The organism is Pseudomonas sp. S3_A03 (assembly GCF_054668275.1).
In genome coordinates, this window is record NZ_CP162753.1 from 5,252,253 (window position 1) to 5,267,536 (window position 15,284).

The 15,284-nt window shown below is 62.6% G+C and carries 15 protein-coding genes; 9 read left to right on the top strand and 6 right to left on the bottom strand.

Features of this window, described 5'->3' with window-relative positions; genetic code table 11:
• Positions 1-35: 35 nt before the first annotated feature.
• The 3 genes from AB4O25_RS24025 to AB4O25_RS24035 are packed head-to-tail and all read left to right on the top strand — an operon-like array spanning position 36 to position 1,722.
• The gene (locus AB4O25_RS24025; protein WP_017526327.1) at positions 36-956 is read left to right on the top strand and encodes an arginase family protein; all 921 of its coding nucleotides are present in this window, start codon (positions 36-38) and stop codon (positions 954-956) included.
• Positions 953-1,333, top strand: coding sequence for a DMT family transporter (locus tag AB4O25_RS24030; RefSeq protein WP_017526328.1), 381 nt, complete (start codon positions 953-955; stop codon positions 1,331-1,333). Before AB4O25_RS24025 ends, AB4O25_RS24030 begins: the two co-directional genes overlap by 4 nt.
• Positions 1,330-1,722, top strand: coding sequence for a DMT family transporter (locus tag AB4O25_RS24035; RefSeq protein ID WP_017526329.1), 393 nt, complete (start codon positions 1,330-1,332; stop codon positions 1,720-1,722). Before AB4O25_RS24030 ends, AB4O25_RS24035 begins: the two co-directional genes overlap by 4 nt.
• 147 nt (positions 1,723-1,869) lie before the next feature.
• Here the strand turns inward: AB4O25_RS24035 and AB4O25_RS24040 are convergent, their stop codons facing one another.
• Positions 1,870-2,625 carry a MipA/OmpV family protein gene (locus tag AB4O25_RS24040; RefSeq protein ID WP_017526330.1) on the bottom strand — a complete coding sequence of 252 codons (756 nt, stop codon included), beginning with the start codon at positions 2,623-2,625 and terminating at the stop codon, positions 1,870-1,872.
• A gap of 227 nt (positions 2,626-2,852) precedes the next feature.
• On the opposite strand from AB4O25_RS24040, the gene AB4O25_RS24045 reads away from it, so the two are divergent.
• Genes AB4O25_RS24045 through AB4O25_RS24070 form a run of 6 tightly spaced genes read left to right on the top strand, consistent with a single transcriptional unit; the run spans position 2,853 to position 10,109 of the window.
• Complete coding sequence (locus AB4O25_RS24045; RefSeq protein WP_017526331.1) at positions 2,853-3,566, top strand: MtnX-like HAD-IB family phosphatase; 714 nt, start codon at positions 2,853-2,855, stop codon at positions 3,564-3,566.
• Positions 3,559-4,953, top strand: coding sequence for an aspartate aminotransferase family protein (locus AB4O25_RS24050; protein WP_017526332.1), 1,395 nt, complete (start codon positions 3,559-3,561; stop codon positions 4,951-4,953). The genes AB4O25_RS24045 and AB4O25_RS24050 overlap by 8 nt, the downstream gene beginning before the upstream one ends.
• Positions 4,950-5,816, top strand: a complete 867-nt coding sequence (locus AB4O25_RS24055) for an alpha/beta hydrolase (protein WP_065877208.1) — start codon at positions 4,950-4,952, stop codon at positions 5,814-5,816. The genes AB4O25_RS24050 and AB4O25_RS24055 overlap by 4 nt, the downstream gene beginning before the upstream one ends.
• Positions 5,817-5,825: 9 nt before the next feature.
• Entirely contained in the window at positions 5,826-6,950 is a 1,125-nt protein-coding gene (locus tag AB4O25_RS24060) for a GNAT family N-acetyltransferase (protein ID WP_137219941.1), read from the top strand.
• Complete coding sequence (locus tag AB4O25_RS24065) at positions 6,950-8,719, top strand: sensor histidine kinase (protein ID WP_065877206.1); 1,770 nt, start codon at positions 6,950-6,952, stop codon at positions 8,717-8,719. The genes AB4O25_RS24060 and AB4O25_RS24065 overlap by 1 nt, the downstream gene beginning before the upstream one ends.
• A complete protein-coding gene (locus tag AB4O25_RS24070; RefSeq protein WP_017526336.1) occupies positions 8,709-10,109 on the top strand; it encodes a sigma-54-dependent transcriptional regulator in 1,401 nt (466 codons plus the stop codon). The genes AB4O25_RS24065 and AB4O25_RS24070 overlap by 11 nt, the downstream gene beginning before the upstream one ends.
• 30 nt (positions 10,110-10,139) lie before the next feature.
• On the opposite strand, the gene AB4O25_RS24075 is transcribed toward AB4O25_RS24070, so the two are convergent.
• The 5 genes from AB4O25_RS24075 to AB4O25_RS24095 all read right to left on the bottom strand — a co-directional run bounded on the left by AB4O25_RS24075 (position 10,140) and on the right by AB4O25_RS24095 (position 15,284).
• Positions 10,140-10,478 (bottom strand): GlpM family protein, encoded by a 339-nt coding sequence (locus AB4O25_RS24075; RefSeq protein WP_017526337.1) that lies wholly within the window; start codon positions 10,476-10,478, stop codon positions 10,140-10,142.
• Positions 10,478-11,758: a two-component response regulator AauR gene (gene aauR / locus AB4O25_RS24080; protein ID WP_241665002.1), complete on the bottom strand. Its 1,281-nt coding sequence runs from the start codon at positions 11,756-11,758 to the stop codon at positions 10,478-10,480. Before aauR ends, AB4O25_RS24075 begins: the two co-directional genes overlap by 1 nt.
• Before the next feature lie 53 nt (positions 11,759-11,811).
• Entirely contained in the window at positions 11,812-13,713 is a 1,902-nt protein-coding gene (gene aauS / locus AB4O25_RS24085; protein WP_460150037.1) for a two-component sensor histidine kinase AauS, read from the bottom strand.
• A 168-nt stretch (positions 13,714-13,881) separates the two neighbouring features.
• The gene (locus AB4O25_RS24090; RefSeq protein WP_017526340.1) at positions 13,882-14,616 is read right to left on the bottom strand and encodes an amino acid ABC transporter ATP-binding protein; all 735 of its coding nucleotides are present in this window, start codon (positions 14,614-14,616) and stop codon (positions 13,882-13,884) included.
• Positions 14,613-15,284, bottom strand: coding sequence for an amino acid ABC transporter permease (locus tag AB4O25_RS24095; RefSeq protein ID WP_017526341.1), 672 nt, complete (start codon positions 15,282-15,284; stop codon positions 14,613-14,615). The genes AB4O25_RS24090 and AB4O25_RS24095 overlap by 4 nt, the downstream gene beginning before the upstream one ends.

Here is a 15,284-nt window from a genome sequence, read left to right on the forward strand (position 1 = left end):
CATTGACCCCCTAAAGCCATAGGGGAAACACTGCCTTGAACATTCTCGACCTCGACCATAGCCTCACGGCCCAGGCGCCGATTGCCCGGCGTTTGGCCAGTGGCCGTGCCACCCGTATCGACCTGTTGGACCTGGGCCCCAAGCTGCGCCTGTGGTCCACCGAAAAAACCTGGAAACGCTTCGCCGAACGCCTGGCCGGACGGCCACGGCCCACGGATGCGCGGCCGGAAATCCTGTTTGTCGGCTCCGGCGACTATCACCATCTCACGCCTGCGTTTCTTGCCGATCTCAAGGAACCCATCAGCCTGATCCACTTCGACAACCACCCCGACTGGGTGCGTTTTGCGCCCAAGCGTCACTGTGGTTCGTGGGTCAACCGCGCGCTGAAAATGCCGGCGATCAAACGCATCGTCACCCTGGGCCCGTGCAGCGATGACCTGCATAACCCGCAACTGCGCGGCGGCAACCTGGGCGCCCTCAAGCGTGGGCAGTTGCAGCTGTTTCCCTGGCAGCACCCGCCGTCGAAAGTGTGGGGCAGGGTGGGCGATGGCGCCGGTCACCAGCAGCAGGAAAACCATCTGCACTGGCGCAACCTGGCGCAGTTGGATTGGGCGGCCTTCCTCGAACAGATGATCAGCGGCCTGCCCACCGAGGCGATCTGGATCACCATCGACAAAGACGTCTTGGCCTGCGAAGACGCGGCCACCAACTGGGACCAGGGCGGCATGCGCCTGACGCATTTGCTGCAAGCGCTGCGGGCGTTGGCGGCGCGCAAGCGCATCATCGGCATCGACGTGTGCGGCGAGTTCGCCACGCCGGCGTTCAGCAATGCGTTCAAACGCTGGGAGGCCAAGTCCGACCAGCCGCCGCCGCAGCGTTGGACGCCTGAGGACCTGCAGCGCAATGCCGCGACCAATGAAGCCTTGATCGAGCTGTTTGAGGAGCTGTTCCCGTGAGCCTGACCGTGGTGTTGTTGGTAGCGTTTTCTATCGTGCTCGATGTGATCGGCCAGCTGTGTTTCAAACTCGGCCTGGACCGTTTGCCGGAGCTGGAAGGCGGCTTTCGCCTGAATGCGTTCTGGGGCCAGGTGTTCAATGCGCCGTTGCTATGGGCCGGGATCGGCGCCTACGTCATCGAGTTTTTCGTGTGGCTGGAAGCCTTGTCCCGTGCGCCGTTGAGCCTGTTGTTTCCGGCGGCGGCGCTGGCCTATTGCGGGGTGGTGCTGGTGGGCAAGGTGGTGCTGGGGGAAACCGTCAGCCGCCGGCGCTGGCTGGGCACGTTGGTGATCACCCTGGGGGTGATGCTGGTGGCCGTTGCCGGGAGCCAGGCATGACGACGCAGACGTGGTTGCATGGGCGGTTCGGCACGATTGTGCTGTGGGCCTTGTTGATCTGCACCGAGAGCGCCGGGCAGTTGTTTACCAAGCTCGCCGGTGACCAGTTGGGGCAGATGGATTTCAATTGGCAGTGGCTGGCCGACGTGGCGCGTAACCCGGGGATACTGGCGGCGATTGCCTGTTACATCGGCGCGTTTTTCGTGTGGATGCTGATCCTGCGGCGCAGCAGCCTGTCGCTGGCGTTCCCGCTGAGTTCGCTGGTGTTTGTGGTGGTGTTGCTCGGGTCGTGGCTGGGGCTGGGCGAACATATCAGCGCGCTGCACTGGGTGGGCGTGGCGGTGATTATCGGCGGGATTGCGCTGTTGGCCGAGGGCGAAGAGAACTGAAATAGTGCTATGAGATGGGGGCGAATGTGGGAGGGGGCTTGCTCCCGATAGCAGTGGTTCAGCCGATACATGCATGACTGATACACAGCTATCGGGAGCAAGCCCCTTCCACATTTTGTACCTTTGTATCTCCAGACCTCAGGTGAATCATTCGAAGGTATAGCTGATCGCCGTCTGCACTTGCCCCTGATTCACTTCACCGGTCTGGCGCACGATGCTGCTGTCCGCCGCCGAACCCACCAGGTGTACCCAGCTGGCGCTGGTCAGCAGCGACCAGTTGGGCGTCAGCGGAAACTGGAAACTCTGGCTCAGGGTCACGTTCTGGAAACCGCCGCTGGCGTTGTAGGCCTTGAAACCCGTGGCCGCCGCTTCGTTATCATCCACCCCGAAAAACGTTTGGGTCTGGCGCGCATCGGCGAAGTGCGCTACCAGGCCGCTGCTGCCGATGACCCCGCCGCCCAGCGGGTAACCCAACTCGCCACCGACCTTGCCCAGCGCGCCGCTCTGCGCGTGGCCACCGCCGACCGCCTGGCCCAACCGCGCATAAACGCGCCAGAAGTCAGCCGGCGCGTATTGGATGAAACCTCCGACCTCCGCCATGTCCGACACATTGCGCAGCCCCTGCAATGAGCCGTTGGTGGTGCGCCCCTGCAAGTAATTGATATACGGGCCGGCGGTCAGCCCGTGGCTGTTCAAGGCGCTCCAGGTCAGGCCGTCATCGGTGCCCAGGCTGACATTGCCCCAGTCCAGGTCGAGATAGGGCACGGGCCGGGTTTCGTAGCGGCTGCCGGTGGGGTCGTGGGGTTGATAGCTGACGCCTGCGCCGACGTCACCGGTGATGCCTTGGGCCTGCGCGGTGAGGCTCAATAAGCCGGCCAGTGCAGCGCATGTGATCCGCAACATGGTCACAGTTCCTTAGGTGAGTACACGCGCATGAACGCGCAAACCCGCGCGCCTGTGCAAGCACTCATCTTGTTTGTAGCAAGCTACAAAAATTGTAGCTTGCACGACACAAATCCCCCGCGCGCACCGCGCAAAGCCCCGGCCCCGCTGGGATATGGCCAATTGGCACAATCCCTGCTCTAGCCCTGGTGCAAGCGCAGACAGCGCACTCCATCAAGGTAACCGCAATGATCGACTGGCATATCGTGTGCGACTTCGACGGGACCATCACCCCCACCGACGTCATCGACAACGTCCTCCAACGCTTCGCCGGCCCCGAATGGGAAACCATCGAACAGCAATGGCTGGATGGGCACATCGGTTCACGCGAATGCCTGAGCCGCCAACTGGCGCTGATCAAGGCCACGCCCGCCGAGTTACTGGCCTATTTCGACAGCGTCGAGATCGACCCGGACTTTCCGGACTTCGTCGATCACGTGATCGGCCTGGGCGCGTCCCTCGAAGTGGTCAGCGATGGCATCGAGCAAGGCATCGCGCGGATTCTGTCGCGCAACTACGTGACCCTGCTGCCGATCCTCGCCAACCGCCTGCGCCAGGTTGACCAGAACAGCTGGCGCATCGACTTCCCCTATTCGAGCGATGCCTGCCGCGCGGCGTCCGGCAACTGCAAATGCAAGTCCACGCCGCGCAACAAACGCGTGCTGGTGATCGGCGACGGCAAGTCCGACATGTGCGTGGCCTCCACCGCCGACTTTGTGTTCGCCAAGGGCAGCCTCGCCGAGTACTGCATCGCCAACCGTATTCCCCATGCGCGCTTCGATTGCTTCGCCCAACTGCCTGCGCTGCTCGCGCAGCTGCCGCAAAGCGTCGCCGCCAATGCCACCGCCTTTACGACGGCTGACCTCTTTATTGAAAATCAGGAACTCTTGCACCATGTCTGATATCCGCATCGCCACCGCCGAAGACCAGATCCTTCTGGATAAAGAAGCCAAGTACTGCTCCTACGGCGACACCGTCCACTACATCGAGCCGCCGCGTATTTTCAGCCGTTGCGAAGGCTCCTACGTGTGGGACACCGAAGACCAGGCCTACCTCGACCTGCAAATGTGGTACTCGGCGGTCAACTTCGGCTACGCCAACCCGCGCCTGAACAATGCGCTGAAGCAGCAGATCGACACCCTGCCGCAAATCGCCAGCCAGTACCTGCACAAGGGCAAGATCGAGCTGTCGGAAATGATCGCGGTGGACGCCAAGAACAAATTCGGCCTCGACGGTCGCGTGCATTTCAACGTCGGCGGTTCGCAGTCCATCGAGGACTCCCTGAAAGTGGTGCGCAACGCCACCAACGGCAAGAGCCTGATGTTCGCCTTCGAAGGCGGCTACCACGGGCGTACGCTGGGCGCCTCGTCGATCACCTCCAGCTACCGTTACCGTCGTCGCTACGGCCACTTTGGCGAACGCGCGCAGTTCATCCCGTTCCCGTACCACTTCCGTGGCCCCAAGGGCATGACGAAAGAAGAATACGGCAGCCACTGCGTGCAGCAATTCGCCCGCCTGTTCGAAACCGAATACAACGGCGTGTGGGACCCGAAAGTCGGCAGCAGCGAATACGCCGCCTTCTATGTGGAGCCGATCCAGGGCACCGGCGGCTACGTGATCCCACCGATGAACTTTTACCGCGAGCTCAAGCATGTGCTGGACCAGCACGGCATTTTGATGGTGTCCGATGAAATCCAGATGGGCTTCTACCGCACCGGCAAACTCTGGTCGATCGAGCACTTTGACGTACAACCGGATGTGATCGTGTTCGGCAAGGCGCTGACCAACGGGCTCAACCCGCTGGGTGGTATCTGGGCCCGTGAAGAGCTGATCAACCCGAAGATTTTCCCGCCGGGCTCCACCCATTCCACCTTCGCCTCCAACCCGCTGGGTACGGCGGTAGGCCTGGAAATGTTCAAGATGACCAACGAAGTCGACTACGGCGCGATGGTCATGGCCAAGGGCAAATTTTTCCTCGAAGGCCTGCAAGACCTGCAAAAACGCTTCCCGATCATCGGCGACGTCGACGGCCTGGGCCTGGCCCTGCGTTGCGAAATCTGCGCGCCGGATGGTTTCACGCCGGACAAGGCGACCCTGGACTACATGGTCGAAGAAGGCATGAAGGGCGACATGCTGGTGGATGGCCAGAAACTCGGCCTGATCCTCGACGTGGGCGGTTACTACAAAAACGTGATCACCCTGGCGCCGTCCCTGGAAATCAGCTACCCGGAAATCGAACTGGGCCTGAAGCTGCTGGAGCAACTGCTGGTGCGAGCGACCCACCGGTGAACAGCGCAGGGATCGACCTCGGCGAAGGGGATGCCGGCTTCGTTCTCGGTGCCGGGCCGGTCGGGATCCTGTTGATCCACGGCCTGACCGGCACGCCGACCGAACTGCGCCAGGTCGCCAAGGGCCTGGCCAGGGCGGGCAATTGCACGGTGTACGTGCCCACCCTGGCCGGGCACTGCGGTGACAACAGCGACCTGCAGGCCACCGGCTGGCGGGACTGGTACGAAGGCGTGCGCAAGACCTTCGTGCAGATCAAGCGGCGCCACGCGCAGGTGTTTGTCGGTGGTTTGTCCATGGGCGCGGTGATGTCGATGTACCTGGCCTCCGAGCATCCGGGCCAGGTCGCCGGCTTGCTGATGTACTCCACTACGTTGAAGTACGACGGTTGGAGCATCAGCAAAATGGCGTTTATCACGCCGTTGCTGATCCGCATTCCCTTCGGTGTGCGCCTGTTCCGCTTCACCGAGAAGCCTCCGTACGGCATCAAGAATGAACGGCTGCGGGCGATCGTCGAACGGCAGATGAAGGAGGGCGAGAGCAGCGAAGCGGGGTTGTTGACCATGGAAGGCGTCACCGTGCGCGAGTTGCACTGGATGAACGCGGTGGTCAAGAAACGCATGCCCGGCATCCAGGTTCCGGCCCTGGTGCTGCACTCCATCGAGGACGACATCACCAGCCGCTGGAACGCCGACTACGTGGAGCGCCACCTCGGCGGGCCGGTGACCAAGATCCTGTTGGATAACTGCTACCACATGATCACCGTCGACCTGCAATACCGGCGGGTGATTGAGTTGAGTGCGGAGTTTATCGAGCGGAACACAAGCTCCCACAGCCTGCACACCGTCGATTGCCGCTCGGCATAAGGGAAATACGTGATCACCACCCAAGCCTTCCCGACCATCCGGGCCCTCCAGCGCAGTGCCTGGAACGATTGCTTCCCGGGTGCCCTGGAGGACTGGGACTATTACGTCGCCGTGGAAAACGCCGCCATCGAGGATTTCCAATGGCGTTACCTGGCGGTTTACCAAGACGGGACCCTGGTGGCGGTCGCGCCCGCGTTCATCACGCATTACCGCCTCGACACCACGGTGTCCGGCGCCGGCAAGCGCTTGACCGACCGCCTGGAGCGCCTGTGGCCGGGTGTTTTGCAATTGGGGCTGTACGCCATCGGCTCGCCGGTGGCCGAGCGCTGCGATGCCGGGTTCGCCAGCCACGTGCCCGCGGCGCGGCGTGCGCTGTTGCTCCGGCATGTGCTGGAGGCCGCGCGCCACGATGCCGATGACTTCGGTATCGGCCTGCTGGCGGTCAAGGACGCGCCGAGCAACGACCCGCACTGGGTCGACAGTTGCCGTGCCAACGGTTTCCAGACGATGCCGAGTTTGCCCACGGGCGTATTGCCGTTGCCCTATGGTTCGGTGGACGCCTACCTCGGCTCGCTGGGCAAATCCACACGCAAGGACCTGCGCCGCAAACTGCGCGCGCCCGGCCCACGCGTAGAGTGGCGGCGCACTATCGACGATGTGCTGCCCGAGGTCATGCGCCTGTACGAAGCCACCCTGAGCCGCGCCGAGTTGCAGTTCGAACGCTTGCCCGCCAGCTATTTCACCGGCGTGCTTGAGCGCCTTGGGTCGCGCGCGGTGTGTGCGCTTTACTGGGTGGATGAGCGCTTGGTGGCGTTCAACCTGATGCTGGTGGACGAACAGCGGCTGGTCGACAAGTTTTTCGGGCATGACGTGGAGGCCACTCGCGACTACAACCTGTACTTGCGCAGTTGGCTGACCAACGTCGACTACTGTATTCAACACAATATTGCGCTGTACGAGTGCGGCCAGGCCGGGTATGCCAGTAAGCTGCGCCTGGGCTGCGAGTTCCGGGGCAACAGCTTGTTCTTTCGCCATCGCAACCGGCTGGTCAACGGCCTGCTCAAGCTTGTAAAACTGTTCATTCGACCGGATCGTTCCGACCCTGCCATGGCTGCTGCGATAAGCGAAACCTGATGATCACCAAGACCCGCCAGAAAGCCCGCCCTTTTGCCATTTCGCGCTGGAGTGTCCAGCGCAAGCTGGTGCTGGCGTTCTGGTTGGTGAGTGTGGTTCCCACCATGATCGCGGCGGAGCTGGCCGCCACTACGCTGTCGCAGATCTTCGACAGTAACGTGCGCATCTGGCTGCAGGAGTCGACCAAGATCGTCAAGGACGAGATCGGCGACATCCTTCACGACAACGCGCGCATGGCCAAGCTGTTCTTGCGCTACACCAGTGCGCCGGATAACCGCCAAGCCGTCCGGCACGACCGGCTGACGGCCGACATTGCCGATGCCACGGATATCGACGTGGTGGCGCTGATTCGCGCCAGTGATCACAAAGTGGTCTTTACCACCGCCGCCGATGACATCGTGCAGCAGATCAGCCTGGCCAAGAACACGGTGCTGCAAACGGTCAAGGTGGGCGGGGCCACCACCGGTATTGTGGTCTCCACCTTCGAGACCAGCCGGGACGGCGTCGACTATCTGTTGCTGGTCGGTACCTACCTGGACAGCAGTTTCCTCACCAGCGTGGCCGATGTGCATTCCCTCGACCTGCGCCTGTACCTGGCCAACCCGGACGGGTTCACGGAAATCTTTTCGACCCAGCGCTTCGAGGACCACCCCGCGCGCATCCCCAAGAATGTCGAAACCGCCATGCGCGCCACCCGCCAGCCCAGCGAGCAGTTCACCAATAACTACAGCGGCTTGTACTGGCCGATCTTCAACGATGCCGGCGACTTGCAAGGCGTGATCTTCAGCGGCCTGCTGCGCCACAGCAGCCTGGTGGGGCTGGTCAACCAGAGCAACCTGTTCGTGCTGATTTTCCTGGTCAGCTCGGCGCTGTCGCTGGCGGCGGGGGTGCTGGTGTCGCGACGCCTGACCCGGCCTTTGCGAGATTTGTCCCAAGGCGTGGGGGCGGTGATCTCCGGCAACTACACGCACCGCGTGGCGGTCAGCGGCGGCGACGAGCTGGCGCAATTGAGCAGCACCTTCAACCATATGACCGAGCGCCTGGGGGAGTTGCATTACCTCGAAGCCCAACTGCGCCGACGTGACCGCCTGCATGCGCTGGGTGAAGTCGCCATGGGCCTGGCCCACGAAATCCGCAACCCCCTGGGCATCATCAAGACCGCCACCCAGTTGTTGCACCGCCGCGCCGACCTGCCGGACACCGACAAACGCCACCTGGAATATGTGGTCAGCGAAGTCAGCCGCATCAACGACCTGATCACCGAATTCCTCGATTTCGCCAAGCCCAACCCACCCTTGCGCGTGGTGCAGCCGGCGCGCCCGCTGGTGGAGGAGATCCTCGGCTTCTGTGCGCCGGAGCTGGCGACGCATAACATCGATGCGCAGGTCGACGACCAGGCGCCGGGGGCGATGATGTATGCCGACGCCAAGCAACTCAAACAGGCCTGCCTCAACCTGATTCTCAACGCGATTGATGCGATGCCCGATGGCGGGCGCCTGACGGTGGGGATTCGTACGGTCGGCGACAACACGGTCATCAGCATTGCCGATTCCGGCCAGGGCATTGCGCCCGACATGATCGAGCGCATCTTCACGCCCTTCGTCACCACCAAGGCCTCGGGCACGGGGTTGGGGCTGGCCAAGGTCTATTCGATCATGGAAAGTCACGACGGCAGCATCGAATGCACCAGCGAGAAAGATGCCGGCGCCACGTTCAGCCTGTACATTCCGGCGATGGGCGAAGACGACGAGGACACACATGACGCATAACATTCTGGTAGTCGACGACGAACCCAAGCTGTGCGACCTGCTGGCATCGGCCCTGGGCCAGAACGGCATCCAGGTGTTTATCGCCGGCAACGGCCTGCACGCGCTCAAGGTGCTGGAGCAGGAAGCCATCGACCTGGTGATCAGCGACTGGCGCATGCCAGGCATGGACGGCCCGGCGCTGCTGGCCGAGATCAAAGTGCGCTACCCCCATGTGCCGGTGATCGTGATGACCGCCTACAGCACCGTCAAGAACGCCGTGCAGTCGATGCGCAACGGCGCCTATGACTACATCGCCAAGCCGTTCGATATCGACGAGCTGGACATCACCGTGGCCAAGGCCCTGCAATTTCGCGACATCCTGCGCGACAACGCCCGCCTGCGTGCCGAGCTGGATGAGCATGCGCAATTCGACAGCCTGGTGGGCGACAGCCCGGCGTTTCGCAAGGTGCTGCACGCGGTGGACTCGGTGCGCGACAGCAGCGCCACCATCTTGCTGACCGGCGAAAGCGGCACCGGCAAGGAAATGGTCGCCCGGGCTATCCATAAGCATGGCTGCCGCGCCGACCAGCCCTTTGTCGCCGTCAACTGCGCGGCAATCCCCGAAGGCCTGCTGGAAAGCGAGATGTTCGGCCATCGCAAGGGCGCGTTTACCGGCGCCGTGGCTGATCGGGTAGGGCGCTTTATGCAGGCCGACAAGGGCACGCTGTTTCTTGACGAGGTCGGTGACATGCCACTGGCGTTGCAAGCCAAGATCCTGCGTGCCTTGCAGGAGCGAGTGATCGAGCCGGTGGGCGACCCGCGCGAGCGCAAGGTGGATGTGCGGGTGATCGCCGCCACCAACAAGAATTTGCTGGATGCGGTGGCCAACAAGGAATTTCGCGAAGACCTGTATTACCGCCTCAATGTGTTCCCGATCCCATTGCCGGCCTTGCGCGAACGCGTGGAAGACATCGCGCCGCTGGCCCGGCATTTCGCCCAGACCCTCAGCGCCACCGCCGGCAAACGCATCACCGGTTTCAGCGCCGAGGCGTTGCAGGCCATGGCGGCGTACCACTGGCCGGGCAATATCCGCGAGCTGCAAAACTGCGTGGAACGCGCAACCATTGTGGCGGCATCACCGCTCATCGAGGATATCGACTTGCCGGGTTACCTGTTTGCATCCAAGCCGAGCGGGGCGGGCGGTGTTGCGGCGGTGTTGAGCGACGGGCCGGGGATCCCCCAAGACCTGGACGCGGCGCTGGCGGAGGTGGAGAAGGCCTATATTCTGGCGGCATTGCACGAGAGCAACGGCGTGCAGGCCGCGGCGGCGGCGAAGATCGGAATTTCGGAGAGGAGCTTCTGGTATCGCTTGAAAAAGCTCGGTATCCAGGTGGACAAGATCGTTCGCTGACATAACCGGGATAGCAATGTGGGAGTTGGGTCAGGTATGGACGCGTACCCAGATACTCACCAGGATCGTTGCGGCCATCAGCCACGCAACGGCTGCGACCGCTAAAGAGGCCTCCAGCCGCATTCGGTCCACCATCACATACAGCGTCGCCAGGTATACGAAGTACGGAATGATCGACCACATCCCAAACAGGATGGTGGTCTTCAGGTCTTCCACCGAACGGCCCTTGCCGACGATGTAATGGGCGATCAGCGCAAAGGTGGGAAACAGCGGCACCAACCCCGCGATGTAGTAGTTCCGGGTTTTGGCCAGTGCGGCCAGGATCAGCACCACCGCCGCGCCAAGGGCGGCTTTCAAAAACAGATCCATCAGTGACTCAACCCATATTTTTTGACTTTGTCGAACAGGGTGGTCTTGGCCATCCCCAGCTCCTGGCTGGCTTGGGTCAAGTTGCCGCCGCTGCGTTGCAGGGCGTCGCTGAGCAGGTTGCGTTCGAAGGCTTCCACCGCTTCGGTAAAGGCCAGGCCGTGGCCGGTGCTGCCGGCGCCGCTTTTTTTGAAAGCGGGCAGGCCCAGGGCGAAACGCTCGGCGACGTTGCGCAGTTCACGCACATTGCCGGGCCAGTCGTGGCTCATCAGGCTGGACAGGGTCTGGTTGTCCAGCTCCGGCGCGGTGCGGTCGAAGCGCAGGGATGACTGCTGCAGGAAGTGTTCGAACAGCTGCAGGATATCTTCGCGGCGTTCGCGCAGCGGCGGCAGTTCCAGGGTTACCACGTTGAGGCGGTAGTACAGGTCGCTGCGGAACTGGCTGGCGCGGCTCAGCTCGTCGAGGTCGGACTTGGTGGCGGCGATCACCCGGCAATCCACCGCCACGCTCTGGTTGGAGCCCAGGCGTTCCAAGGTGCGTTCCTGCAACACCCGCAGCAATTTGATCTGCAGGTTGATCGGCATGCTTTCCACTTCATCAAGGAACAGCGTGCCTTCGTGGGCGTGTTCGATCTTGCCGATACGCCGCTTGCCCGCGCCGGTGAAGGCGTTGGCTTCGTGGCCGAAAATCTCGCTTTCGAAGAGGTTCTCCGGCAGGCCGCCGCAGTTGAGTGCAACGAACTGGTGGGCATGGCGCCGACTGAAATCATGCAAGCAACGGGCGACCAGTTCCTTGCCGGTGCCGGTCTCACCTTCGATCAGCACGTTGGCCGAGGTGTCGGCGACGTTGGCGATCAGTTCGCGCAGGTTCTGCATGGCCGGGGAGCGGCCGATGATGCGGCCTTCGAGGGAGTCGCGCTCGGCCAACTGGCGGCGCAGCGACCAGACTTCCCGCGCCAGCCCGCGTTGTTCCAGGGCGCGGCGGGCGACGTCGACCAGGCGTTCGGGGGAGAAGGGTTTTTCCATGAAATCGTAGGCGCCGTTGCGCATGGCGCCAACGGCCATGGAGATATCGCCATGCCCGGTGATCAACACCACCGGCAGGCTTTTATCCAGGGCCTTGAGGCGGGTGAGCAGTTCCAGGCCATCGATGCCCGGCAGGCGAATGTCGCTGATCACGATGCCCGCGAAGTTCTCGCCGACGCGTTTGAGCGCCTCTTCGGCGCTGCCCACGCCCACGCTGGGGATATCTTCCAGTGCCAGGGCCTGCTGGCAGCCGAGCAGCACATGGGGGTCGTCTTCGACGATCAGCACGGTGAGGTCTTGAGGATCAATATTCATGTCGACTCAGCTGGTTGAGCGCCCGCCAATGGCAGGCTCAGGACAAAGGCAGTACCACCACTGGCCGGGTGTTCCACGGCAAGGTTACCGCCGGTGGCCGCCGCAAGGCTGGCGGACAGCGTAAGGCCCAGGCCCAGGCCTTGCTCGCCGGGCTTGGTGGTGAAGAACGGTTCGAACAAATGCTTGCGCGCTTCGGGGGGGATGCCGTGGCCGTTGTCGCGCACATGCAGGCGGTATTTGCCCTCGCTGCTGCTGCCCTCCAGCCACAGTTCGGGCGCCGGTTGCGCCTGCATGGCGTCGAGGGCGTTGCCGATCAGGTTGACCAGGATCTGCTCCAGGCGCGTCTGGTCAATCTGCAATTGGGCGTTGGCGAAGTCGCGGTGCAGGGTCAGCGGCAGGCCGTCCAAGCGCGCGCCGAGCACCTGGAACGCGGCATCCACCGCTTTGGCGAGGCTGGCCTCGCCCTGGTCGTCACCGCGCCGGGCAAAGGAGCGCAGGCTGGCGGTGATGCGGCCCATGCGGTCGATCAGTTCGTTGATGGTCTTGAGGTTCGCGGTGGCCGTGTCCAGAGCGCCGCGCTCGAGGAAACGCACGGTGTTTCCGGACAAGGTGCGCAGCGCGGCCAACGGCTGGTTCAGCTCATGGGCGATGCTGGTGGACATCTGGCCGATGGCTGCGAGCTTGCCGGCCTGCACCAGTTCGTCCTGGGCGCGGCGCAGGGTTTCTTCGGCCTGGCGCCGTTCGCGTATCTGGCCCTTGAGCCGTTCGTTGCTGGCGCGCAGGTCGGCGGTGCGTTCGGTAATCCGTCGCTCCAGTTGGCTGTTGGCTTCCTGCAGGGCTTCGCGCGCGGCGAGACGGGTGGCGATGACTTTGCGCCGCTCGTTCCAGGCGATCAGCAACAACGCCACCAGGCCGAACGCCACGGCCACCAGGATGCCCTGGTTGATGGCCGCGCGGCGCAGCTCGTTGAGCGGGGTGAGCAGGGTGAAATTCCACGGTGTGTCGTTGAGCGGGCGGGTTTGCGCCAGGTAGCTGACGGCTTGCTCGTCGTTGACCACTTCGCTGTTGGCCGGGAAGGTCAGTTTCTCGGTGCCTTCGTTGAGCCGCTCGCGGGCCAATGGCTCCAGTTCGTTCAACGTGGCCCAGTAATATTGCAGGCTGTGGGCCAGGCGGTCCTTGGTCTCATCGCTCAGCGGTCGCACCGCCTTGAGCCGGCGGGCCGGGTCGCTGGAGAGGATGATGATGCCGTTCTCGTCGCTCACAAAGGCTTCGAGGCGCGCGCGCTGCCAGCGTTCTTCCAGGGCTTCGAGGCGCACTTTGACGACAGCGACGCCGATGATCTTGCCGTGTTCTTCCAGGCCATGGGCCAGGTAATAGCCAGGTTCGCCATTGGTGCTGCCGATGCCGTAAAAGCGTCCGGGCCTGCCGCGTACGGCGTTCTGGAAATAGGCGCGAAAGGACAGGTCTTCGCCCTGATAACTGTCGGCGTCGCGCCAGTTACTGGTGGCCAGTACGCGCCCGGTGGTGTCCATTACGTAGATGGCCTGGCTGCGGCTGCGCCGGTTCAGGCCTTCAAGGTAATCATTAACGGTTTGCCGGGTTTCCTGGTTGGGGTCGGCCAGTAGCGTGGAGACGCTGGACTCCAATTCCAACAGGCTGGGCAGGTAGGTGTATTTGCTGATTTCGCTCTCGACGGTGTGGGCATGCAGCTCCAACTGGCGTTCGCCATTGTCGCTGAGGGCGCGGATGCCGTAGTACTCGCTGACGCAGAAGCCGATATAACCCAGGCCGATCATCAGCGCGATGATCAACGGCGGCAGGAACAGTTGGCGGATCAGACGAGGTTTCACGGCAAGTGATGGCGGTGCGGCGCGAAATTGGTTGGGGTCGCATTTCATCACAGATGCCTTGGGTCAACCAGAGCTGCCATCCTGCGCGGTCCAGTGTGGGAGGGGGCTTGCCCCCGATAGCAGTGTGTCAGTCGCAACATCTGTTACTGATCCACCGCTATCGGGGGCAAGCCCCCTCCCACATTGGCCCTGTTTCGGCAGGGGGAAGCTGTGGGCTTAGTGCTGCAGGATTTTTTCAAGGAAGTGCTGCGCGCGCTCGGAGCGGGCGCTGATGTCGCCGAAGAACTCTTCTTTCGGGCAGTCTTCGATGATCTTGCCGGCGTCCATGAAGATCACGCGGTCGGCCACTTTGCGGGCAAAGCCCATTTCGTGGGTCACGCACATCATGGTCATGCCTTCCTGGGCCAGTTGCACCATCACGTCCAGTACTTCGTTGACCATTTCCGGGTCCAGGGCCGAGGTCGGTTCGTCGAACAGCATGACGATCGGGTCCATGGCCAGGGCGCGGGCGATAGCCACACGTTGCTGCTGGCCGCCGGAGAGCTGGCCAGGATGCTTGTGGGCGTGTGCCGAAAGGCCCACGCGCTCAAGCAGTTGCAGGCCTTTCTTGGTGGCTTCTTCCTTGCTGCGGCCAAGCACCTTGATCTGCGCGATGGTCAGGTTTTCAGTGATGGTCAGGTGCGGGAACAGTTCGAAGTGCTGGAACACCATGCCCACGCGTGAACGCAGTTTCGGCAGGTTGGTCTTCGGGTCGGCGATAGAGGTGCCGTCGACCACGATGTCGCCCTTCTGGAACGGTTCCAGCGCGTTGACGCACTTGATCAGGGTGGATTTGCCCGAACCCGACGGCCCGCACACCACGATCACTTCGCCTTTTTTGACATCAGTGCTGCAATCGGTCAGCACCTGGAAGTCGCCATACCACTTGTTGATGTTCTTGATAGAGATCATACGGCAAACCTTTTTTGCAGACGCTTGACCAGCAGCGAGGCGGAAAAGCTGATGATGAAGTAGACAACACCGGCGAAGATCAGGAACTCATTGGAACGGCCGATGATGTCGCCGTTGGAGCGGGCGGAGTTGAGGAAGTCCACCAGGCCCACGGTGTAGACCAGCGAGGTGTCCTGGAACAGGATGATGCTCTGTTGCAACAGCAACGGGGTCATCTTGCGGAACGCCTGGGGCAGGATGATCAGGCGCATGGTCTGGCCATAGGTCATGCCCATCGCCTGTGCCGCCGCCATCTGGCCCTTGGGGATCGACTGCACGCCGGCCCGCACGATTTCGCAGAAGTACGCGGCTTCGAACATCATGAAGGCCACGACGCAGGAGGTGAACGCACCGATCGGGGTATCTTCGCCGGTGATCCAGCGCAGCACGAACGGCACCGCCAGGTAGAACCAGGTGATCACCAGCAGCAGCGGGATCGAGCGGAAGTAGTTCACATAGGCGCCGGCCACGCGCGACAGCAGTTTGCTGGACGACAGGCGCATCAGGGCGAGGATCGTGCCCAGGATGATGCCGCCGACCACGCCCATGACCATCAGCTTCAAGGTCATGACCATGCCGTTCCACAGGCCTGGGATAGCGGGGATGATGCCGCTGAAATCGAATTCCAT